General features: G+C 54.9%; 19 protein-coding genes. 10 read left to right on the forward strand and 9 right to left on the reverse strand.

Features of this window, described 5'->3' with window-relative positions; genetic code table 11:
• The first annotated feature begins 103 nt into the window (after positions 1–103).
• Complete coding sequence (locus AC0LWM_RS10475) at positions 104–3,436, forward strand: DEAD/DEAH box helicase (protein WP_474674879.1); 3,333 nt, start codon at positions 104–106, stop codon at positions 3,434–3,436.
• Positions 3,437–3,897: 461 nt separating this feature from the next.
• Here the strand turns inward: AC0LWM_RS10475 and lplA are convergent, their stop codons facing one another.
• From lplA to AC0LWM_RS10490, 3 genes are read right to left on the reverse strand one after another with little or no spacing between them, the layout of a single operon-like run.
• Positions 3,898–4,887: a lipoate--protein ligase gene (lplA, locus tag AC0LWM_RS10480; protein ID WP_474674880.1), complete on the reverse strand. Its 990-nt coding sequence runs from the start codon at positions 4,885–4,887 to the stop codon at positions 3,898–3,900.
• Positions 4,888–4,923: 36 nt separating this feature from the next.
• Complete coding sequence (locus AC0LWM_RS10485; protein ID WP_474674881.1) at positions 4,924–5,724, reverse strand: ABC transporter permease; 801 nt, start codon at positions 5,722–5,724, stop codon at positions 4,924–4,926.
• The gene (locus AC0LWM_RS10490; protein WP_474674882.1) at positions 5,711–6,637 is read right to left on the reverse strand and encodes an ABC transporter ATP-binding protein; all 927 of its coding nucleotides are present in this window, start codon (positions 6,635–6,637) and stop codon (positions 5,711–5,713) included. The genes AC0LWM_RS10485 and AC0LWM_RS10490 overlap by 14 nt, the downstream gene beginning before the upstream one ends.
• 238 nt (positions 6,638–6,875) lie before the next feature.
• Here AC0LWM_RS10490 and AC0LWM_RS10495 point away from each other — a divergent pair, with 238 nt between their 5' ends.
• The 8 genes from AC0LWM_RS10495 to AC0LWM_RS10530 all read left to right on the forward strand — a co-directional run bounded on the left by AC0LWM_RS10495 (position 6,876) and on the right by AC0LWM_RS10530 (position 14,564).
• The gene (locus AC0LWM_RS10495; RefSeq protein WP_474674883.1) at positions 6,876–8,066 is read left to right on the forward strand and encodes a sensor histidine kinase; all 1,191 of its coding nucleotides are present in this window, start codon (positions 6,876–6,878) and stop codon (positions 8,064–8,066) included.
• Positions 8,067–8,125: 59 nt separating this feature from the next.
• Complete coding sequence (locus AC0LWM_RS10500; protein WP_474674884.1) at positions 8,126–8,833, forward strand: response regulator transcription factor; 708 nt, start codon at positions 8,126–8,128, stop codon at positions 8,831–8,833.
• A 27-nt stretch (positions 8,834–8,860) separates the two neighbouring features.
• On the forward strand, positions 8,861–9,454 hold the full coding sequence (locus tag AC0LWM_RS10505; RefSeq protein WP_474674885.1) for an HD domain-containing protein: 594 nt from the start codon (positions 8,861–8,863) through the stop codon (positions 9,452–9,454).
• A gap of 116 nt (positions 9,455–9,570) precedes the next feature.
• A complete protein-coding gene (locus AC0LWM_RS10510) occupies positions 9,571–10,353 on the forward strand; it encodes a sugar phosphate isomerase/epimerase family protein (RefSeq protein WP_474674886.1) in 783 nt (260 codons plus the stop codon).
• A gap of 394 nt (positions 10,354–10,747) precedes the next feature.
• Entirely contained in the window at positions 10,748–10,858 is a 111-nt protein-coding gene (locus AC0LWM_RS10515; RefSeq protein ID WP_474674887.1) for a helix-turn-helix domain-containing protein, read from the forward strand.
• A 108-nt stretch (positions 10,859–10,966) separates the two neighbouring features.
• Positions 10,967–11,908, forward strand: a complete 942-nt coding sequence (locus AC0LWM_RS10520; protein WP_474675104.1) for an AAA family ATPase — start codon at positions 10,967–10,969, stop codon at positions 11,906–11,908.
• Positions 11,909–11,930: 22 nt separating this feature from the next.
• Entirely contained in the window at positions 11,931–13,034 is a 1,104-nt protein-coding gene (locus AC0LWM_RS10525; RefSeq protein ID WP_474674888.1) for a DUF58 domain-containing protein, read from the forward strand.
• A gap of 177 nt (positions 13,035–13,211) precedes the next feature.
• Entirely contained in the window at positions 13,212–14,564 is a 1,353-nt protein-coding gene (locus AC0LWM_RS10530) for a DUF4129 domain-containing protein (RefSeq protein ID WP_474674889.1), read from the forward strand.
• 215 nt (positions 14,565–14,779) lie between these two features.
• Here the strand turns inward: AC0LWM_RS10530 and AC0LWM_RS10535 are convergent, their stop codons facing one another.
• From AC0LWM_RS10535 to AC0LWM_RS10545, 3 genes are all read right to left on the reverse strand, one after another.
• Positions 14,780–15,241 (reverse strand): DUF2269 family protein, encoded by a 462-nt coding sequence (locus AC0LWM_RS10535; RefSeq protein ID WP_474674890.1) that lies wholly within the window; start codon positions 15,239–15,241, stop codon positions 14,780–14,782.
• Between the two features lie 6 nt (positions 15,242–15,247).
• Positions 15,248–15,853 carry a TetR/AcrR family transcriptional regulator gene (locus AC0LWM_RS10540; RefSeq protein WP_474674891.1) on the reverse strand — a complete coding sequence of 202 codons (606 nt, stop codon included), beginning with the start codon at positions 15,851–15,853 and terminating at the stop codon, positions 15,248–15,250.
• A gap of 227 nt (positions 15,854–16,080) precedes the next feature.
• On the reverse strand, positions 16,081–19,110 hold the full coding sequence (locus AC0LWM_RS10545) for an efflux RND transporter permease subunit (protein ID WP_474674892.1): 3,030 nt from the start codon (positions 19,108–19,110) through the stop codon (positions 16,081–16,083).
• A 142-nt stretch (positions 19,111–19,252) separates the two neighbouring features.
• Here AC0LWM_RS10545 and AC0LWM_RS10550 point away from each other — a divergent pair, with 142 nt between their 5' ends.
• Positions 19,253–19,417 (forward strand): hypothetical protein, encoded by a 165-nt coding sequence (locus tag AC0LWM_RS10550; RefSeq protein ID WP_474674893.1) that lies wholly within the window; start codon positions 19,253–19,255, stop codon positions 19,415–19,417.
• An 897-nt stretch (positions 19,418–20,314) separates the two neighbouring features.
• Here AC0LWM_RS10550 and AC0LWM_RS10555 read toward each other — a convergent pair.
• The 3 genes from AC0LWM_RS10555 to AC0LWM_RS10565 form a co-directional block, all read right to left on the reverse strand.
• Complete coding sequence (locus tag AC0LWM_RS10555; RefSeq protein WP_474674894.1) at positions 20,315–20,572, reverse strand: YqkE family protein; 258 nt, start codon at positions 20,570–20,572, stop codon at positions 20,315–20,317.
• A gap of 71 nt (positions 20,573–20,643) precedes the next feature.
• Positions 20,644–20,877, reverse strand: a complete 234-nt coding sequence (locus tag AC0LWM_RS10560; protein WP_474674895.1) for a hypothetical protein — start codon at positions 20,875–20,877, stop codon at positions 20,644–20,646.
• Positions 20,878–21,054: 177 nt separating this feature from the next.
• A complete protein-coding gene (locus AC0LWM_RS10565) occupies positions 21,055–22,437 on the reverse strand; it encodes a UDP-glucose dehydrogenase family protein (RefSeq protein WP_474675105.1) in 1,383 nt (460 codons plus the stop codon).
• Between the last annotated feature and the right edge of the window lie 181 nt (positions 22,438–22,618).

A 22,618-nucleotide genomic window follows, 5' to 3' on the forward strand; every position in this document is an offset into this window, starting at 1 on the left:
TTCCATGGGCAATCGTAGCGCGACATGCATAGCAATTGACCTTTCTGCTATTATAGAAGCATGCGAGCGAACAGATTTCTAACGAAACAAGGAAGGGTTAGCCATGGGTTTTCAATTGACCGAACGGATTATTAAACAGCTGTGCGGCCGTTTTTCTTATAGCAAAGGGGAAGATTATTACCGCCGGAACAGGGTAACGATTACGGAGTACGATCTCGACCTATCCCAATATCAAGCAACCGTTAAAGGTTCAATTCGATACGACGTGAGGGTCGGAATCGACGGCAACGGCGACGTAGATGCGGCATGCAGCTGTTCCGCTTATGCCTCGTACGATAAGTATTGCAAGCATATTGCCGCGGCGCTGCTGAAAATTCACGAGATGCAGCATGGCGGCAACGCGCCGATCCGATCTTATGCGTCCGCGCTTCACCCGCAGACCGGATATGCGGATATGCCGGAGCGCACGAGCTCCCGTCCCTCTCATTTATTGAGCGATGCCGCCGATCATCCGGCCTATCCCGCTGCGGACATGCAGCTTACCCGAAGCGTGCTGACCTTGTTCGAGGATAATCCGGCCCGGCCTACCGGGGCAGGCATGTACTTCGATGCAAGGACGCCGCTCGACGTGGAATTCATCTGCAAGCTGTTTCCATACGGCTACCGGAAGCTCATGTTCGGCATCGAAATGAAAGTCGGGACAAAACGGCTTTATATCGTGCAGAAAATTAGGGAGCTGCTTGAACGGATCGAACGCCGTGAAGTTTATGAGTTCACCAAGCATTACGCTTACGATCCGACGCTTCACAGTTTCTCCCGCGAACAGGATGAAGTTATACGGCAGCTGATCGACATTTCGCGGAACGAGAAGCTGTTCCGCGAAATGTCCAATCCTTTTGCTCTGCATACGAACCATGCAGGCGGGGACCGCATGCTTCTCATCCCTCCCGCCGCTTGGGAAACCATACTGCCGCTGCTAGCTGCCTCGCCTTCGGCGAAGCTGGAACAGGATGGCACAACGTATGACGGTATCCAAGTCTCGGACGAGCGGATTCCGCTGCAATTCGAATTCGATCAAGCCCGCACCGGGGACTATCGGCTCGATATACGCGGATTGGAGCGAATGACGATTCTGGAAGCGTACGGTACCGTTCTGGTCGACGGCAAGCTGCTGAAGCTCCAACCCGAACCGTGCAAGCGCCTCGTCGAACTCAAGCGGCTGCTTGACGCTTCCCACGGGGACAACGTTCATATTCCGCCGGAGCAAATCGAGCCGTTCATGGAGAAGGTCATCCCCGGACTTGCGAAGCTCGGCAGCGTTCATATCGCCCAAACCGTTTCAGACCGAATCGTGCAGAGGCCTTTAAAAGCAAAGCTATATTTGGACCGGGTCAGGGACAAGCTCTTGGCCGGACTCGAATTCCACTATGGCGAAATCGTCGTAAATCCGCTGGAAAGCGGTTCGAAGCGGACTGCCGAGCGCATTCTGGTGCGAGACGGGATCCAGGAACGGGAAATTTTGGAGCTGATGGATCAAAGCGCATTTGCCAAAACGGAGTCCGGTTATTTCATGGAAGGCGAGGAAGCCGAGTACGAATTTCTGGTTCACATCGTACCGCGGCTGGAACAGTTGGTCGATGTCTACGCGACAAGCGCCGTCAAGGTAAGAATCCTCCGGGGGCATGTGCCCAAAGTGAAGGTCGATGTCGACGAACGAACCGACTGGCTGGAATTCAAGTTCGATATCGACGGCATTCCCGAGTCGGAAATTCGCGGCATCTTGAAATCGCTGGAGGAAAAGCGACGGTATTACAGGCTGCCGAGCGGCGCGCTGCTCCCGCTGGAAAGCGCGGAATTTCAAGAGATCGTCCGCTTCATGAACGCCATGGGCGCGCATAAAGGGGAAATCTCCCAATCGTCCACCCTCCTCCCTATCGTGCGCGGATTGCATCTCATCGATTCCGACCGGCAGGGAAATGCAGTCAAGCTGGGCAAATCGTTCCGTCAGCTGCTGGACAATATGCGCAATCCGGACAATCTCGACTTTCCGGTGCCGGACCGTCTGGCTCCCGTGCTTCGGGACTACCAGAAATACGGCTTCGGCTGGCTCAAGACGCTAGCCCATTACCGTTTCGGCGGCATTCTCGCCGACGACATGGGGCTTGGCAAAACGCTGCAGAGCATCGCTTTTATCGTATCCGTGCTGCCGGAAATCCGCGAACGGCAGATGCCGGCCATCATCGTGGCGCCCGCTTCCCTCGTCTACAATTGGCGCAACGAGCTGATGAAATTCGCGCCGGAAATTCGGGCGGTCATTGCCGACGGCAGCAAGTCGGAGCGCAGCGCGGCGCTGAGGGAATCGGTTTCCGCGGACGTGGTTATCACCTCTTACCCTCTGTTGCGCAGAGACATCGAGCTGTACCGGCGGCAAACGTTCCATACGCTCTTTCTGGACGAAGCGCAGGCGTTCAAAAATTACGCCACCCAAACCGCTCAAGCCGTCAAGCAAATTCAAGCCGGATATCGGTTCGCCCTCACGGGCACGCCCGTGGAAAATTCGCTGGAGGAGCTGTGGTCGATCTTTGATGCAGTATTTCCGGAGCTGTTCCCAGGCCGAAAAGCGTTCAACGAACTGCCGCGGGACGTTGTCGCCAAGCGGGTTCGCCCGTTTTTGCTGCGGCGGCTGAAGTCCGACGTATTGAAGGAGCTGCCGGATAAGATTGAGTCGGTGCAGGCATCGGAGCTGCTGCCGGAGCAGAAAAAGCTGTATATCGCCTATTTGGCCCAATTGCAGCAGGAGACGTTAAAGCATTTGAACGACAAAGGATTTCAGAAAAACCGCATCAAAATTTTGGCCGGACTGACGCGGCTTCGGCAAATTTGCTGTCACCCCGCCCTATTCGCGGAAGGTTACGTCGGAAGCTCGGCCAAATTCGAGCAGCTGCTGGAAATTTTGGAGGAGTGCCGGGGTGCGGGCAAGCGGGCGCTTGTTTTCTCGCAATTTACCGAAATGCTGGGATTGATCGGCCGCGAGCTGGGTTCTTTGGATATGCCGTATTTTTATCTGGACGGCAATACGCCGCCCCAGGAGCGCGTGGAGTTGTGCAGGCGGTTCAACGAGGGGGAGCGGGATTTGTTCCTGATCTCTTTGAAGGCGGGCGGAACGGGCTTGAACTTGACGGGAGCGGATACGGTCATCCTGTACGATCTTTGGTGGAACCCCGCGGTCGAGCAGCAGGCTGCAGACCGGGCACACCGCATCGGGCAAAAAAACGTCGTCCAAGTCATTCGCCTCCTCACCCAAGGTACGGTGGAAGATAAAATGTACGAGCTTCAGCAGCGGAAGAAAAACTTGATCGACGAAGTGATCCAGCCCGGTCAAGAAGCGTTGTCGTCGCTCACCGAGCAGGAAATTCGCGAAATTCTGATGATATGACGGACAAACCATGCATATGAATAGCTTCTGATCGAAGCCATTTCGATGAGCAGACATTCGTGAAGAATCTCTTCCTTGAATAACAGCAAAACTTGTGTGGAAGTCCTTCTAGGAGGATCGACAGCAGAAATAAAAAAAAAAAGAACCTCCTTTCCCATTCTGAATCGCCTTGGCGATTCGAATGTCCGCTAAACAGGGAACTTGCCCCTAAAATAGCGAATGAAGGAGGTTCTTTTTTTACTTCGAAACGTTCTATTGCATTTTGTGCAATGGATTTTTGAAAATCGCATCGATTGCGCCGAAACTATTGCATTTTGTGCAATGGCACGGTCGATTTCATGCAATCAGGCAGGTTTTTCCTTAAATCCATTGCAGTTTGTGCAATGGATGCCCCAAATGTGGGGCAAATTGCTCCGTCCCATTGTATATTGTGCAATGGCGGACTTTATTTGGCTCCGAACTCAAAAAAACAGCGGAGTCAACGTTTCGACATCAATCGCGCCGAAATAATGCTTCAGGTCGATGCCGCCCAGCACGGCGGCCACGGCCGCCCGGTCGTACGGCACGTCTGCGAGCTTCGCTTCCACGTCGGCCACGTCGCCGATGCCGAAGAAGTCGCCGTATATTTTCGCATGACGAATTTTGCCGTCTTCGATGTCGAGCCTCGCTTCGATCGTGCCAACGCCTTCAAACCGCTTCGTCTGGCTGAAGTTGCTCTTCGGCGAGTTGCCATAGTTCCAATCCCAGCTTTGGTAGCGGGATTTCGACAGCTCCGCTATGTTCGCCCAATCGGCCTCCGTCAGCTTATATTCCGGCACCTCCGCGCCATTGAATATAAAGTGAAGCAGCGCCTCGCGGAACTGGCCGATCTCCATCTTCTGCGGCAAAAATTCCGAAATATTCGCAACGCGGCTGCGGACGGACTTGGTTGCTTTCGATTGGAATTTGAGCTCGTTTACCTTGAGCGCCGAAACGACGTTGTCGATTTCCGAATCGAACATGAGCGTCCCGTGGCTGAACATGCGCCCGCGCGATACGAATTGGGCGTTGCCGGAAATTTTGCGCTCCCCGACCTGAATGTCGTTGCGTCCCGTCAATTCGGCACCCACGCCAACACTTTGCAGAAACCGGACGACCGGCTCGGTAAACTTCTTGAAGTTTTGAAACGACTTGCCGTCATCGTTCGTGATGAAGCTGAAGTTCAGATTGCCCAAATCGTGGTATACCGCGCCGCCGCCGGAAATTCGCCGAACGACATGGATGCCCTGCCGCTCCACGTATTCCGCGTTGATTTCTTCCGCCGTATTCTGGTGCCGGCCGATAATGATCGACGGCTCGTTAATATAGAACAATAAATAATCGTCGTCCCGCGGCAACTGCTTTAAGGCGTATTCCTCCACCGCCAGATTGATCCGGGGATCGGTTATTCCTCTGTTGTCGATAAATTTCATCGTTAAGACGCTCCTCTCATGCTGTCCGCGCACGTTTTACGCCGCAACGTCCCTCTTATTAAATACGATCCACGACAATGCGTTGAACAGGGCAAAATAGATCGCCAGCATCGTCACCGCAAACGGCAAGGTCACCCCTTCCACGAACGAATGCCCCTGCGCGATATCGCCCAATCCCATATTGGCGAACAAAATGTATTTGGCCCATGCATATTGGCTTACGATTCCCGTGACGATGTTTCCGAAGAACAAAATGAGAAACGACAGCACAATGGCCAGTACGCCGCTCCGGAAGACGGACGACATCATAAAGGCGAAAGTCACGATCATCAGCACATCGACCAATCTATACCCGTAATCCTTCAAAATAACGCCCATGGCCCCTGCTGCCTGCGGATATCCTTGGGAATCCAGCACCTCGAGCGTCGCATTGCCGCCGAAGCCGAAAAACAAACCGCCCGCAATGAAGGTGGTGACGAACAGCAGCGCGGTCATCAACAGCGCGTAGATGAGCGTCGCGGCGTATTTGGACAGCAATATTTTCGACCGGCTCGCCGGACGGATGAGCAGCAGCTTGATCGTGCCCCACGAAAATTCGCCGGCGACGATATCGGCGGCGATCACGACCGTAAACATCGTGACGAGGCCGGTCATGGCCGTCAGGTGCTGCATCAGCTTCCACATCGTCATCGAACTGTTATTGTTATAGGTCGAAGTGACATAGATGAGGTAGGCGTACCCGATCGTAAAAAGAACGATCAATCCCGCCATCACCCACGTTCGGGCGCGGCGGTAAATTTTCATGTTTTCGTTTCGGACGAGATTAACGAATGGCATGGGCCTGTTCACCTCCGGTCATTTCCAAGAATTGATCCTCAAGCGTCTTCGATACGGCCCGAATGCCGTACACGCGAATGCCTGCCCGGACAAGGGCGGCGTTCATATCGGCGATTTGTTCTTTTTCGGCCTCCACCTGAAGGACGTCTTCGGAGAAAACCGCTCCGAACTCCGCCAATATTTCGGCAGCCCGCTGCGGTTCGTTCACCTCGAAGGCGAAGCCCGTTTTGCCGTCCGCTCCGCCGACGAATTGGCCGATCGGACGCACGTCGATCAGCTTTCCGTGCTGGATGATCGCAACGCGGTCGCACATCAGCTCCATCTCGGACAGCAGATGGCTCGACACGAATACGCTGATCCCCTCTTCCTTCGTCAGCTTGCGCAAATAATCGCGCAGCTCGCGTATGCCGGCCGGATCAAGCCCGTTCGTCGGCTCGTCTAATATCAGCAGCGACGGCTTGTGCAGCAGCGCTTGCGCCACGCCGAGCCGCTGCCTCATGCCAAGCGAATACGTCTTGACCTTGTCGTGAATCCGGTTCTGCAAGCCGACCAGCGCCACCACCTCGTCGATCCGGTGTCTCGTAATGCCTTCGAACATTCGGGCGTAATGGAGCAAATTATCATAACCGGTCAAGAACTTGTACATTTCCGGATTTTCGACAATCGCGCCGACATGGCGGATTGCTTGTTCGAATTGCTTCGTAACGCTGTGGCCGTGAATCAGGACTTCGCCTTCCGTCATCGAGATCAAGCCTACCATCATGCGGATCGTCGTTGTTTTTCCCGCGCCGTTCGGGCCGAGGAAGCCGAATACCTCGCCGGCGGGAATATCGAAGGTCAGCTTGTCGACGACGATTTTGCTGCCGATTTGCTTCGTTACGTTGCGTAATTGGACGATCGGTTGACCGGACACAAGATAACCTCCCTAAAGGTTTGCAATCATAAAGTAATGGAATACGGCTAGTATACCATGTTTTGGCACAAATCGTTACCACGCGCCATTACTTCCGATCAAGCCGGACAACGGAGCGCTTCAGGCGGAAAAGTCATATGAAACCTGCCGTCTTTTGTGACTGCCGCATGACCGCAATCACTTCATCTTTGCGGGAAAATCAGGTACACTTAGGACAAAACAGAGACGGGAGAACGTTATGGTTGAACGCAGAAAGTGGCAGCTGGTCGATTGGTGTTTTTTTGGCTTGTATACGGCAATATTGATTTTTGAAATCATCAGCGTGTTTTTTTCGGAAGAAACGCTTTTGTACGAACACAAGCTGCGGTTAATGTTTTTTGTGATCACGTGTTATTTGATTCCGCTGGCGTTCTGGCGCCCCGGGTATGTGAACGACACCGGCTTTGCGGTTGCGGTATTATTCACTTCGGGCGCTTTTTCGATATATCTCACGCATCTGATTCAAATGCCGGTCAGCCTGCTTGCCATTCCGGTTACTACTGTCGCTCTTCTGGCGCGCAAATCGACATTATGGTGGAATTTGCCGATTTATCTCATCGGTTTCCCGGTTATTTATTATTTTCTGCTCCGGCATCCCGGCATTTATAATCTCGTCAACTGGGTATTCAATATGGCGATGAATTTCGGCTTCGGCATCTTGATGCGGATGCTGCTGAACTCGGGCTATCGCACAAAAGCTCTGCTCGCCGAAAACGACGTCCAATACCGAATGATCCACGAGCAGAACAAAGTGCTGGAACAATACTCGCAGAAGGTGGAGCAGCTGACGCTGACCGAGGAACGCAACCGGATGGCGCGGGAGCTGCACGACACGGTCGGGCATACGTTCACCTCCGTCATCATGGGCATGGATGCGGTATCTTATCTGATCGACGCCGCGCCGGACAAAGCGAAGGAGCGGCTCGACGTGCTGCGCAGCGTAACGCGGAACGGCCTCGAGGAAGTGCGCCGCAGCATTCACCAGATTGCGCCGCGCGATTCGGGCGATACGCTGACCCAACTGATCGCGCAGCTGTCGAACGAATTTGCCGTTCACACCGGAACGATCGTCGAAGTGGTCACCGACGGAGAGGAGCCCGATTCCTCGAAGCAAACGAAGCTGACGCTCATCCGCTGCCTTCAAGAATCGCTGACGAACGCGAAGCGCCACGGCCATGCGAAGACGATTGCGGTCCGGCTTTATTTTAACGGGACACATACTTCGCTCACGATTGAGGATGACGGTATCGGGAGCGCCGATCTGTCCGCCGGCTTCGGCCTGACCGCCATGAAGGAGCGCCTCTCGGCGTTGCATGGTACCCTAACCGTCACCTCGAGTCCGAAGAAGGGCACGACGGTGACCTGCATCGTGCCGAATACGCCATCGTAGCCGAAGCTAAGGGCTCGCAATGCCGAACCCTATGATGGAATTGATAAGGAGGAAATACGATGACAACGACCTCATTACGCTTATTGCTTGTCGACGACCAGGAGCTTATTCGCGAAAGCTTGCATATCGTGCTCGATATGGACCCGGAAATCGAAGTTGTCGGCATGGCCGAAAACGGCAAAATCGCGATGGCGATGTGCGAGTCCCTGCAGCCGGATGTGGTGCTGATGGACATTCATATGCCGGAAATGGACGGCGTCGAAGCGACCAAGCTGATCAAGCAGCGCTGGCCGGGGACAAAAATCATTATTTTGACGACGTTTCAGGAAATTACGTATGTCGTCGACGCCCTCAGCTCCGGCGCGGAAGGTTATTTGCTGAAGGCCATTCATCCGAAGGATTTGGCCGCAGGCATCAAGTGGGTGCATCGCGGCGGTACCCTGATCCCGCAGGACATTGCCAAAATGCTCGTAGAACGGGTAAAGGGCGGAGAAGCCGGAAAGCTTCACGATACGCCTTCCGTTTCCGGCGTGTCGCCGGATGCCAAGAGCGACGGCGGTGCCAAAGCCGACTATTACGGCCTCAGCGAACGCGAGCTGCAGGTGCTGCAGTGCATCGCCGAAGGTCTCAACAATAAGGAAATCGCCGAGCGGCTGTATTTGTCGGAAGGAACCGTCAAAAACTACATCTCCAGCGTTTATTCCAAAATGGATGTGCGCGACCGCATCCAAGCGACGAAAAAAGCACAGGACGAGGGCATGCTGTAGAGACGAAAAAGAAGGAGACTCCGCTTCATGAATCATGAACGTTTGCTGCAACAAATTCAATTTATCGCCGAAATCGATAAGCTCAAAAGCATTTACCGCAAGTCGCTGATCCTGAACAAAACGCGGCACGAAAACGATGCGGAGCATACGTGGCATTTGGCAGTTATGGCGGTTATTTTGCTCGAGCATGCGAACGAAACGGAGCTGGACGTGCTGCGCGTGCTCAAGATGCTGCTCGTTCACGATATCGTGGAGATCGACGCCGGCGACACGTTCGCTTACGACGACAAGGGCCACGAAGACAAATTTGAGCGGGAAACCGCCGCCGCGAACCGCATCTTCGGCTTGCTGCCGGCCGAACAGAAGGACGACTGCATCGCCTTGTGGCTTGAGTTCGAGCAGCGCGAGACGCCGGAAGCCCGCTATGCCGCCGCGCTCGACCGGCTTCAGCCGATGCTGCACAACTATTATACGGAAGGCGCTTCGTGGCAGAAGCACGGCATAACGAGCGAACAAGTGCTGAAGCGCAACCGTTCGATCGAGGAAGGCTCGCAGACGTTGTGGGAATTCGCGCAGCAGATCGTTCGCGAATCGGTGGACAAGGGCTACCTTGCACCGTAACTCCGCAGCTCGATATGCCAAAATCGCATAACAATTAACCTATATCGGGTATTTTCAAATGGCATCGCTTTCTCTACACTTGGGAATGTACAAATACATTTGTGGAGATGATGGTCGTGAAGCTCGGTATCATTGCATCGCCTGAAACGGCAAGCTTCCGGAAGGCAGCCGAGATGGGGCTGGAATTTTTGGAGTTTTGCATCAACGTCGGAAGCGACGTCGAATCATTCCTGTCAAGTATTGATAGCTTAAAGCAAGAAAGCATAAAAACCGGAGTCGGCGTGCAGTCCATCGGCCGATGGGGCTCCGACCGGATCAACGCCCAAGGCGTGATCGAAGAGGAGCTGCGCATCTCGTTTCGGTTAATCGATGCGGCAAGCGAGCTGGGCTGCCCGAATTTCGTATGCGGCATCAACGACGTGGACGGGATTTCGCTGTACGCCAAATCGACGTACGCGATCGAATATCTGTCCAAGCTGATCGAATACGGCAAAACGAAAAACGTGAGCATTTCAACGTACAATTGCAGCTGGAACAATTTTGTCGTCGAGCCGACGGCGTGGAGCATCATCCACGGTCATCTGCCGGAGCTGGGCATCAAGTTCGACCCGTCGCACTCCCGCTACGGAGGCCGCGACTACTTGAAGGAAATGCGCGACTGGGGCCATCGATTCAACCATATTCACATCAAAGGCTCCGTCATTATCGACGGCAAGCGGTTCGACGATCCGCCAGCCGGGCTGGATCAAACCGATTGGGGCACATTCATGGCCTTATTGTATGGCAAAGGTTATACGGGCGGTCTGAGCCTAGAGCCGCATTCGGAGGTTTGGTCCGGCGAGCTTGGCGACAAAGGCGTACAGTATTCGATTCGATATATGCGGAACATGATGTTCTAGGAGGCAATCGCGACTTCCAGAAGATCGAGTATACTGGAGCTTAAGGAATCAATAAAAGGCCGGATATCGGGGCATATTTTCCCGATACCCGGCCTTTTTTCACTAAAATTACCCGAAACGGACAATCAACGACTCGCCGCGTCCTATCGATACCGGCTCGCGGAACCGGATTTCGCACTCGTGTTGTTCATATGCAACAATTTTGCCGGAATTCCAAGCCTTCGGCGACGAGCCCCTCTTAAATCATATGAGCCGCCGAGTTTTTCGTAGTCCTGATGCAACTGTAAACAACCTTCGTTCACGTGCACGAGGAAACACCGCTGTGCAATTTTTTTTGCAATGAAAGCGGTTTTGTCCGATAATGGAACTACGAACGACTAAGGAGTCAGGCAAGATGAACATAACGAGTAAAGAAATCGCAGAACGCCGCGGCGTTTCGCGCGGCACGGTGGACCGGGCGCTTAACGGCAGGCCGGGCATCCACCCGGCAACGAAGCACCGGTGAACGGAGAGGCCTGCTGACGGGATAAATTGTCGGCGCTTCATTTTTTCGTTTTTCCTACAATCTTTTAATAAGGCGGTGCATTCCGTGGAACATTCAACCCTATCTTCGATGCAATCTATCGTAGCCAAAATCAAAAGCAATATTCAGCAGGTCATCGTCGGCAAAGATGAGGTGATCGACCTCCTGCTCGTCTCCCTTCTGGCTTCGGGTCACGTCCTGCTGGAGGACGTGCCGGGCACGGGCAAAACGATGCTCGCCAAAGCGCTCGCCAAATCGGTCGATTGCTCGTTCAAGCGGATCCAGTTCACGCCGGATTTGCTGCCTTCCGACTTAAGCGGCATCAATTATTACAGCCAGCAAACGGGCGAATTCGTTTTCCGCCCGGGGCCGGTATTCGCGAACTTCGTCTTGGCCGATGAAATCAACCGCGCCACGCCGCGCACGCAGTCGAGCCTGCTGGAGTGCATGGAGGAAGGCCAAGTGAGCATCGACGGGGAAACCCGGACGCTCAGCAAACCTTTTATGGTTATAGCCACGCAAAATCCGGTCGAAAACCAAGGCACGTTCCCGCTGCCGGAAGCGCAGCTCGACCGGTTTCTGCTGAAGGTAAACATGGGGTACCCGACGTCCGAGGAAGGCCTCGAAATCTTGCGGCGCTTCCGCAGCCCCGACGCGAATCCGCTCACGCAGCTCGGCTCCGTCGTGTCGGCGGAAGAGCTCGTCGCGGCGCAGCGCAGCTACACGAGCATCCATGTCGGCGACGACATGCTGTGGTATATGCTCGCGATTTCGGAAGCGACGCGCAAGCATCCCGACGTGGCGCTTGGCGCAAGCCCGCGCGGCAGCCAGGCGCTGCTCAAGGCGGCGCAGGCGTATGCGATCGTTCGCGGCCGCGATTACGTGTCGCCCGACGACGTAAAGGCCGTTGCGGGGCCGGTGCTGGCGCACCGCCTGCTGCTGAAAAACGCGCTGCGGATGCACGGCGGCGCCGGAGCGGTCGTTGCGCAAATCTTGCGCGACGTAACGGTGCCATCGGAACAATTCGTATGAATCGAGTCAAGTGGAGTCGCCTATGAGCTTGAGCTGGTTTATTCTCATAACCGTCATCGTCATCGGTCTGCAAGGCTTCGCCTACAAACGGTGGGCGTTAAAAAAAGTAACGTACGATCGCTATTTTGACAAGCACGCCGTGTTCGAAGGCGATTCGGTGCATATGGTCGAAAATATCGCCAACCGCAAGCTGATGCCGCTCCTCTGGCTGCGGCTGGAATCGATGATTCACGCTGGGCTGAAGTTTGACCGGCAATCCAATCTCGGCATCAGCAGCGGCAAGCTGTTTCAAAATCATAAAAGCCTGTTCAGCCTGCCTCCGTATAAGCAAATCGTGCGGCGCCATCGGGTAACGTGCACCAAGCGGGGCGTCTTCAAGCTCAATTCGGCGACGATGACATCCGGCGATCCGCTTGGCGCGATCATCGTGACGAAGAAATTCCCGCTGTCGCTGGAGCTGGTCGTTTATCCCGCCGTCGTTGCGCTGGATCAGGTTCCGCTTCCGAACCATAGCTGGCTCGGCGATATTACGGTGCGCCGCTGGATCGTGGAGGATCCGTTCGTGACCGCGGGGACGCGCGAGTATCGGTACGGCGACACGCTGAACAGCATCAACTGGAAGGCGACGGCGCGCACGGGTGCATTGCAGGTGCACAAAAAAGACTACACGGCCGATCACCGGCTGCTCGTTCTCCTCAACTTTGAGGTGAACGAGCAAATGTGGAACAGTGTCACCCAGCCGGAGCTGATCGAGCTCGGCATCCGGTACGCGGCAACGTTGTCGGGGTACGCCATCGATCGCGGCATCGATACCGGCTTTGCTTGCAACGGCTGCATCGAAGGCGAGCCGAACGAACCGGTCCGCATGCCGGCATCTAGTGGCGAAGCGCATTGGTTCGGCATGCTGGAAATGATGGCGCGGCTGGAAATGGCCACCTCCGTGACGTTCGACACGCTGCTTGAGCAGGAGGTTGCCGCCGGAACCCGCAATGCCGATCTGCTCATCATTTCGGCGTTCGTGAGCGAGAAGATGCAGCGGTGGATCAACGAGCTGCAGGCGCTGGGCAACGGCGTCGAAGTGCTGCACCTGTCCGCAGCCGACACGAGCAAGCCGGGTGCGGCATGAAGGATGCCATATAGGAGGGCATTCGAAGCCTGCAAAGCGAAGCTGACATTGCCACAATGCGCTGACGGTTGGCCGGATCGCCCGAGCTGTTACGATTGTGCGCATTCGGCACAAACCTAATCGGCATGATCGGTATAATCGGCATGAAGAACGTCGTTTCCAAAGGAGGTGCATTCGATGATGAATAAGAAGCAGCCGCTGCTGCTGCAATGGATTTCCGGCTGGATCGAGCTGGTGATCGCTTTCCCGATCATCCTTATCGCGGGCATGCTTGTCTTGGATAGCGGCGGCTTCACGAACGGACAGCGACTGTTATGGCTCGCTACGCTGTCGCTGTACAGCTTGCTCGGCATTCTAGTCCGCAACGTCGCCCGCATCGGCATGAATGCCTTGCAGCTTCTGGCTGCCGTCATCCTGGCCGGTGCAGCAGCCATCGCCTTATTCGGGATAAAGCTTGCAGCCGTCGTCCCGCTTGCCGCGGGTGCCTATTTGATCTACCGCGGCACCTCGTATGCCGACAGGCGCTGGAGCAAGGTATTCGTTCCCCGCCACTATTGGCTTGGGCTGGCCTTTTATTTTGTCGGTTTTTTCGTCGTGAAGTTTACGTTTTCGCTGCAGCCGTACACGATGCTTCTGACCATCTCCGGATTGCTTTGTCTTGGCCTCGCCTTATTCATGACCAATTCGCATATGCTTCACGACGCCTCGCTCGCCGATGGCGAAGAACAGGCGGTACCGAGATCGGTCGTCCGGCATAACCGGCTTTATGTCGGATTGTCGCTTGTCGCCATCGCCGTAATCGTATTGTTCACGGCGGGACCGCTCGGCGACGCGCTGTATCGCGGCATAAGGGCGCTGTTCCAATGGCTGTTCTCATCCTCCGGCGGCGAGCCGGCACAGATCGAGTCCCCGCCCGTGCAACAGCCGATGCAGCTTCCCGCCGAGCAGGGCGAGCCGGCATTATGGGCGAAAATATTGCAGACCATTTTCTATATCCTCGGGAGCATCGTTATAATAGCCCTGCTAGGCCTGCTTCTGTACTTCGCGTACCGACGAGCGGGCGGCGCTTTGCGCAAGCTGCTGCATGCGTTGTCCGGCTTTCTTCGCAAGCGGCGCGTGACGACCGAGACGACCGGGTATGTCGATGAGGAAACGAATCTGTTCAGATGGGAGCAGGTGGGTGAAGGCTTCCGCAACCGTCTGGCGCGAATGTTCGGCAAACGGGATAAAGCGGCTCGCTGGGAGGACATGACAAGCAATCGGGAACGTGCGCGCTACTTGTACCGCAGGTTCGTTCAGCAGCGGATCGATGGCGGTTACCCGCTGCAGGCGGGACTTACGCCGCGCGAAACGGAACGCGACATCGGCGTCTGGACAGCGCAGCGGCAGCCAAGCAAAAAAGGCGAAGCGGCCCCTGAGCAGGACGGGGAAGCGATCGCCCGGCTGTACGACCGTGCCCGATACGGCACAGCGGACGTCGGCGACGAAGAAGTTTCGCGGCTGCGCGGGACGGACCGAAACAAGCGCTAGTTGTTCGGGCCGCACGTTCGAACGGGTTATTACTTGGCGTCTGACCATACCGGCGCGAAGGAAGAACCCCGGTACCGGACAAGTACGAGGATCATAAAACCTCCAACACTGCTTCGGCAAGGTGAACTACACCTCCAATGGTTAGAGTTAGTCTAACTATTGGAGTGCAGTTCAGGGTGGAGGTTATTTTTTTTTTGACAAGATCCTCTATTTAATCAATATGGTTTAAACACCATCAAATACAAGATGACAACGGGAATCAACGTCGCGGCAACGCCGAACGCGTTCCACCTCCGCGACGCCTGGCGGTATGCCTCAGGAATCTTGCCGTCTGTCAGCGCGGCTGCGCTGTGACGGATCATGGCGCGCTGCATGGGCAGCAGGACTGCCAGCCAAATAACGCCCGTGACACCGAATAAAACGAGGGAGAAGGTAAGCCAATCCGTTCCGGACAGCGCATACCCCGCTTCCGCAGCCATCAAGCCCCCGGATACGATGATGAGCGCGAGGCCCGGCAGCGTAAATACCCAATCGGCGAGCATGACGTTTTTGGCCGTCTGATGGATAACGGCGGCATTGCCTTGCAGATCGGCACGAACTTTCCAGAACGCCGCGGTAACGATGTTGCCTAAGAAAAGAACGACTCCCACGATGTGCAGCAGCAAATACAGATGCATGTTCAATCACTCCTCCAATGTTTTTGGTTGAAGCAGATTCGCCATCCATGTTCCAAAATCGGCCGAGCCGAACGCCAAAGCATCGGAGCCGATTGAACTGCGCATGCGAATTCCAAACGAAATCAGCACGAATAAATCCGCGGTTTTGTCCGCATCGATCGACGGCGGGATGACTCCTCCTCGTTGGCCGGCCAATATCCATTCCTTGGATAACTCGAAAGCGTGCTCGTAAAATCGCTTCGTCACGGCGGCAACTTCTGGCAAAGTGCTCTTCCCGAGCAAATAGACGAACACCTGGTTCGCCACATCCTGCCGCTCTTCGAGCGCCTGCAAGCTGCCGGCGATTTGGTTCATAGGTCCCGCAAATTCCGGCGTCCCCTGCCGGGTCGCCTCCAAGAATCGGGCATTCGTCTCCTCCAGCCTTTCTTCCAGCACCATCGCCAGCAATTCGTCTTTTCCTTTCACATAATGAAAAATTGCTCCCTTCGATAGGCCCGAGCGCTGCATAATATCGTTCAGCGTCATGCTCGCGCAGCCCTTCTCTTCGATTAATTGCTTCGTCGTATCCAGCAGCAGCTGTTTTGTCTGTTGACGTTTCAGTTCGCGCTTCATGCCGTCCTCCCAATTGGAATTTCCACAATATTTATAATCTCATTATACAAACCGACCATCGGTTTGTAAATAGAGGAATTGAAGGCAGCTGCACAAAAATAAGAGGGGCTGTCCCAAAAGTAATGTTTTGATTTTTCATGTTTGTTTCATTTCCAAGAAATAAAGACTCCAGCCCCACTATAACGGTGGTTTTGGAGTCTTCTTTGTTTTAATTTGGGGATGTGCTCTTACGCGACAAGCTCTTGTGCGTCGTTCTGCGAAGCTTGCGCCACTCGTTGTTTTTTCACTTTGCGGAAGTGCAGAATTTCATACACAACCGGCACGGCGACTAGAGTCAGCAGCGTCGATACGATCAACCCGCCGATGACGACGACGGCCAAGCCTTTGGATACGATGCTCCCCAGCTCGGAAGGCTGGAACATAAGCGGCAGCATCGCGCAAACCGTTGCGATCGCGGTCATCATGATCGGGCGAAGACGTGCCGCACCCGCTTCCAGCAGCGCTTCGCGAATCGTCATTGTCTCTTCGTTCTGCTTGACGCGTTCGATCAATACGATCGCGTTCGTGACCACGATGCCGATCAGCATGAGCGCGCCGATCATTGAGGTCGTTTCGACCGGCGTGTTCGTTATGAGCAGGCCGAGCACCGCGCCAACCGCAGCAAGCGGCAGGGAGAACAGAATGGCCAGCGGCGCGCGCAGCGTTTTGAACGTCAGCACCATGATCAAGTAGACTAGACCGATCGAAACGAGAATGGTCATCGCCATATCGCTCATTTCCTTCTGCTGCGTTTTGGAGGCGCCGCCCTCTTCAATCGTCACGCCTGCAGGCAGCTTCAGCGCATCGCGTTTTTGCTGCATCGCTTTCGTCACTTCCGACAGTTTCTTCCCGTCGGCGACGACTTCAATCCGAATATACGGCTTACCGCCCTTATGCAATACGGTGCTTGCTTCATTCGTCTTCGTAATCGACGCGACTTTGGACAATGGCTGAACGCCCGCTGCCGTCGCGACCATCAAGTCGTTCAGCTCGCCCTTTGTTTTTAAAACGGTGGAGGCGTCGAGCACAACCGCCATGTCCTGATTGTCCAGCTTAACCATGCCGATCGGCATATCGTTCAGCAGCATGTGCAGCTGCCCGGCGATTTGCTGCGCGTTTGCGGCGGATGGGTCGACGCGAATCGTATAAACCGGCTTCGTTTCCTCTTGATTGCTCGTTATTTTGTCGATGCCGTCGATGTTTTTGAGAGCCGTCGTCACTTCTCCCGAAACGGTTTTTAACGCTTCTTCGTCTTGACCTACGATATCCCAAGTGATCGACGAGCCTCCGGAACCGCCTGTCATCGACGCAGCCTCGATCGTAAATTCCGCATCCTTGAACTGGCTGGCGTGTTTTGCCTTCACCGTCTCGATAAATTTCTGGGCGTCCGCTCCTTTGTTCATCGTTACGTTGTAATCGATTTTACTTGCGGAACCGACATCGCCGTACATGGCACCTTCCGCGCTGCTTCCGGAGAACATCATGACGCTTTTCGTTTGCGATTGCTCGAGGAGGAACGCTTCCAGCTCGATTCCTTTTTGGACCACCTGCTCGGTCGGCATGGCGCTCGGATATTTGAGCGATACCGTGACAAGGCTGCTGTCCGACGTATCCAGCGCCGCCTTCGGCATCGTAACGTATAACCCGATCGTTCCGCCGAACAATACGACGGCGATCAAGACGGTTACCCATTTATGGTTCAGCGACCAGCGGAGCAAGCCGACATACCGTTTGGGCTCGCGGTGCTGCGGCAGCTTCGCGTTCTTCAGCAGGCCGAGGCTTAGCAGCGGCACTACCGTTAGAGCGACGAGCAAGGACGATAGCAGCGAATACGTCACCGTCAGTGCAAACGGCAGCAAGAAGTCATGCAAGGAGCCTTGTACGAGGCCCATCGGCAAAAATACGGCGACGGTCGTCAGCGTCGAAGACGTGATCGCCCCGCCGACTTCTTTGACCGCAGCGACGATCATGTCGCGGCCAAATGCTTCGCCGCGCTGCGCTTTGCGGAAAATATTTTCGATAACGACGATACTGTCGTCCACCAGACGTCCGACGGCAACGGCTACGCCGCCAAGCGTCAATATGTTCAGCGTAATACCGGTTTGGTGAAGCAGGAACAGCGTCAGTGCCAGAGACAATGGGATCGATACGATCGTAATAAACGTCGTGCACAGGTTGCGCAGGAACAGCAGGATAACGATCGTTGCGAACAACGCTCCCATGCCGACTTCCTTCAACATGCTGTTTACCGAGTTCACGACGAGATCCGAGTTGGCCCAGATGACTTCCATCTCGAGGTTCGGCACCTCTTTGTTCAACTGATCGACGGCCGCGGACAAGTCCTTGCCGATCGTCACGGCGTTGTAGCCCGCTTCCTTCTGCACCATGGCAAGCATCGCGTCTTTGCCGTTAATGCGCGTGACGCTTTCCGCGTCGACCTTCATCTCTACCGCCGCGATTTGCTTCAGCTTCACATTTGGCGCGACTTGCAAGTTTTTCAGCGCCTCCAGATCGTTAATGCGGCCAACCACCTTGATCGTTGCGGCTTCGCCGTCGATCGTGCCTGCGCCTACCCCTGCGGCAAGATGCTGACCTTCCAGCATGCCCATAACCGCCTGCAGCGGAACTTGCTCCTTCTCCATCTTCTCCTTGTCCAGCTCGAGACTCACTCGGGTGTTCGTTTTGCCGTACAGGCTTACGTTTGCCGCGCCCTCCACGGCTTCGAGCTTCGGAAGAATCGTTTTTTCGACGAGCTCCATATTTTTCGGCTGTTTCAGTCCATCCTTAAACGCAATCGAAATATTCGAGATCGGAATCATCGAAGTGTCGAGCTGCGCCACCATCGGCTTCATGACGTTCGCCGGCAGCGAAACCCGCTCCAGCGCTTTTTGTACTTCGGCTTCCGCTTGTTTCATGTCGGTATCGGCTTCGAACTTGATATCGACCTTGGAAAATCCGTCCCCCGATACCGAGAAGACGTCCGTTTTCCCTTTTACGTTCGATACGGCTTTTTCTATGGGCGACGTGACGTCATCGGCCATCGATTTCGAGTCATAGCCTTGTCCCAACGTCGTCACGCTGACCTGTTTCATACTGGCTTCCGGGAAATACTCCAACGGCAGCTTGAAGTAGCTGACCGTCCCTACGGCCAGCATCAGCAGCACCATCAGCAAGACGGCCGCTTTGTTGCGGAACGCCCATGTGGTAAATACGTTCATTTTTAATCCATACCCCTCTCACGATAGACAAAATTGATCTGCTCTATACGATACTGGGAATTTGTCATATGCGGTTAGTGCCTAGGGTCACAATTTGTTACATGTAGAGGTCATAGGCGGAGACGCGAATAAGGGGTAATAGTTGATTTTATGGCGGCAAGTCATAAGTTGCGATGACTACGGTCATGTGACGGGGGCGGCTGCAGGCGTACGTCGTGAGGAGTACGGCGTGCTGGGCCGGGGTGCGGCATGCGGGGGGCGGTGGTGGGTACGAAGCCGGGTGCAGTGGCGGGTCGGAGCCGGGTAGATGACGGGTGCGAGGTGTGGCGTGCGGGGTGCGGCATGTGGGGTGCGGCATGTGGGGTGCGGCATGTGGGGTGCGGCATGTGGGGTGCGGCATGTGGGGTGCGGCATGTAGGGTGCGGCGTGCGGTGCCGTGGGGTGGGAGGATTCTTTGGAGTATAAAAGAACTTCGATCGAAAGTTAACTTGAACATGTTACGTTCAGAAAATTTTGGCTGAAATTCAGCTAAATATTTCTGAAAATCTTAGGAATACACGCGTTATGCAAAAGATTCAGAAAACATTTTCTGAAAAACAGAAATTTTTGGCTAATAACAGAAAATAATTTCTGAATTCGCTTAGTTTCTCTCGTTTCCCCAAGATTTTAAGAAAATATTTTCTGAATTTCAGAAAATATTTTCCGAAAACACAGCAGATGCCACTAACCGCTCACGCTCACTGCATGCACCGACCGTCATGCGATGCCCGAACACGCTGGTAGCACACATGTGTTGGTGACGCCAAACGCCGGAGCACGATAGGGCGTTGAGACGCCAAACGCCATAGGAGCACGCCAAGGTGTTCGCGTCAACTCAGAGAGCACGCAGGGCGTTGAGACGCCAAGCGCCCTAGGAGCACGCCAAGGTGTTCATGACGTCAACGCCGGGCACGCTAGGGCGTTGTGACGCCAAGCGCCGGGAGCACGCCAGGGCGTTGATGACGCCAAACTCCGGGTGCACGCCAAGGTGTTGGTGACGTCAAACGCACCATGAGCACGCCAAGGTGTTGCGCCTTTACCGGCTTCGCGACCCGATATAAAAAAAGATGCGGTCCCCCCGCGGCTAACATTCACTCCGCAGGAAAACCGCATCTTCTTCGGTCATATGCCGTAAAGGCACAAGGCACGAAAGACCGTGCCACAGTTATTTAAAGTTTTTCCAGTCCATCTTGCTATTGTTGAGCAGATGCTCAAAATTGTTGTCCAGGCGTTTCTGCTCCGCCTTGCGGGCGGCCTCCTCCTGGAGACGTTTGGCTTCCTGCTGCCGTTGTTCCTCCGCTTTCATTTCCGCTGCCTGCGCTTTCAGCTTGCCCAGCACATCGGCGCTGAGCAAATCCTTGAGCGTAGCCGGCTTATCGGCTGCCTCCGGTTTTGGGGCGGGCGCTTTGCGTTTCTGAGCCATGACGATCACCTCGCTAGATGCCTTGTTTTCCTCACATTATATCAGGTTTGCAATGCGCCAGCCATAACGTGTTAGCTGCAGCTTTGCCATGTATCTTGATGGTGGCCTTCCATCGCGTACCGGTCCATCGCTTCTAGAATGACCGCCAGTTCGTGGTCTTCCTCAAGCTCCGGCTGCCGGCATGCTCCGCAAAGGCACAGCGGGTATGTCCCCCGGTAAAACCCGGTTCGAAATACGAGCGTCGCTTGCTCCCTCGGAACAAGCTCGTTGCAGCTTACGCAATAGACTTGTTTGGCGATTCCCACCATGACACCCCTTTAACAAACTGAGGAATACAAATACCATTCGTAGCGCGATTGGCTATAATTGATACATTTTGTATCATAATTATAATGTATTCCTCTTTATCCGGGATGTCAAGCTATTTAGCGTTTTCTTCACGTCATTTCGTCATCTTGTCATTTCATCATTTCGTCATCTTGTCATTTCGTCATCTCGTCATTTATTTCGTCAATTTCGTCGTTTCCATCGCGTTTTCGCGCAGCTTCGTGCGCGGGTTTGCCGATATTCGGCCTGCCGATCGAGTCGTAAATCAGGTTCGCCCGGCGAATTTGCTCGGGCGAATACACATTGCGGCCGTCGATCAGGACAGGCCGTTTCATCGTTCGTTCCAGCTGCGACAAGTCGACGGCGCGAAACTCGTCCCATTCCGTCAGCAGGCAAACGGCATCACAGCCCTCGGCAGCATGCATGGCGTTATCGCAATAAGCGACCCCGGCCGCGTCACCGATAGCTCCGCGGAAATTATTCGCGGCAACGGGATCGTACACCCGGACTTCGGCGCCTTCAGCCAACAGCTCCCGGACGATATCGACGGATGGCGCTTCGCGCACGTCGTCCGTATTCGGCTTAAACGCAAGGCCCCAAATGCCGATCGTTCGACGTGCCACGCTTCCGCCAAGCGCCTTCTTCAGCTTCCCGATCAGCAGCAGCCGTTGGTCGCGATTCACCTCGATGACCGCCTTCAACAGCTTGAAATCGTAATCGACATGCCCGGCAATTTGCAGCAGCGCCCGCGCATCCTTCGGAAAACAAGAGCCGCCGTAGCCAAGCCCGGCATTCAGGAAAAACGGTCCGATTCGCGGATCAAGCCCCATGCCGTACGCGACGCGGGTCACATCCGCCCCCACCTTCTCGCACAGGTTGGCGATTTCGTTAATGAACGATATTTTCGTCGCCAAAAATGCGTTCGACGCGTATTTAATCATCTCGGCCGTACGGCTGTCGGTAACCACGATATCGGCAGTCAGCGGCATGTGCAGCTCCGCTATGAACCGGCCCGCCTCCTCGCTGTCGGCTCCGATCACGATCCGGTCGGGCTGCAGCGTATCGCGGAGCGCCGAGCCTTCGCGCATAAATTCCGGAACGGATACGACGTCGAACCGGAAGACCGTCAGCTTCTCCATTCTCCGGCGCATTCGTTCATTGGTGCCGACGGGTACGGTGCTTTTGATCAAGATGATTTTGTAGCCGTTCATGTGACGGGCGATCTCGTCAACGACCGTCTCCAAATCGGCCAAATTCGCCTCGCCGTTCGCAAGCGGCGGCGTTCCCACGGCGATGGCGATCATATCCGACGATTGGACAGCCGAAATTAGATCAGCCGTAAACGCGAGCCGTTTCTTTTGCAGGCCGTGCATCATTTTCTCGCGTAGACCCGGCTCATGTATCGGGGGTTCCCCTTTGCCAAGCCTTGCGATCTTCGCTTTATCCTTATCGACGCACGTGACATGATGACCTAATTCGGCGTAGCATATAGCCGATGCAAGTCCAACGTATCCGGCTCCGATGACAGTCACCCTCAGCATCATTCCATCCTCCACTTCAGCTTGCTATCCCTCTATTGTGGCTAAAAAAGAGGAAGAAGTCCAATCGGAGGACATGCCGTCGTCGGGATCGGGTCGACCTGCACCTCGATTCGGGGCGGCGTAAATCGCTTGCAAATTCAAACAAGAAGCCTTCGCCAGCGTTTGATCGTAATACGTG

Source organism: Paenibacillus sp. sgz302148 (assembly GCF_056120465.1).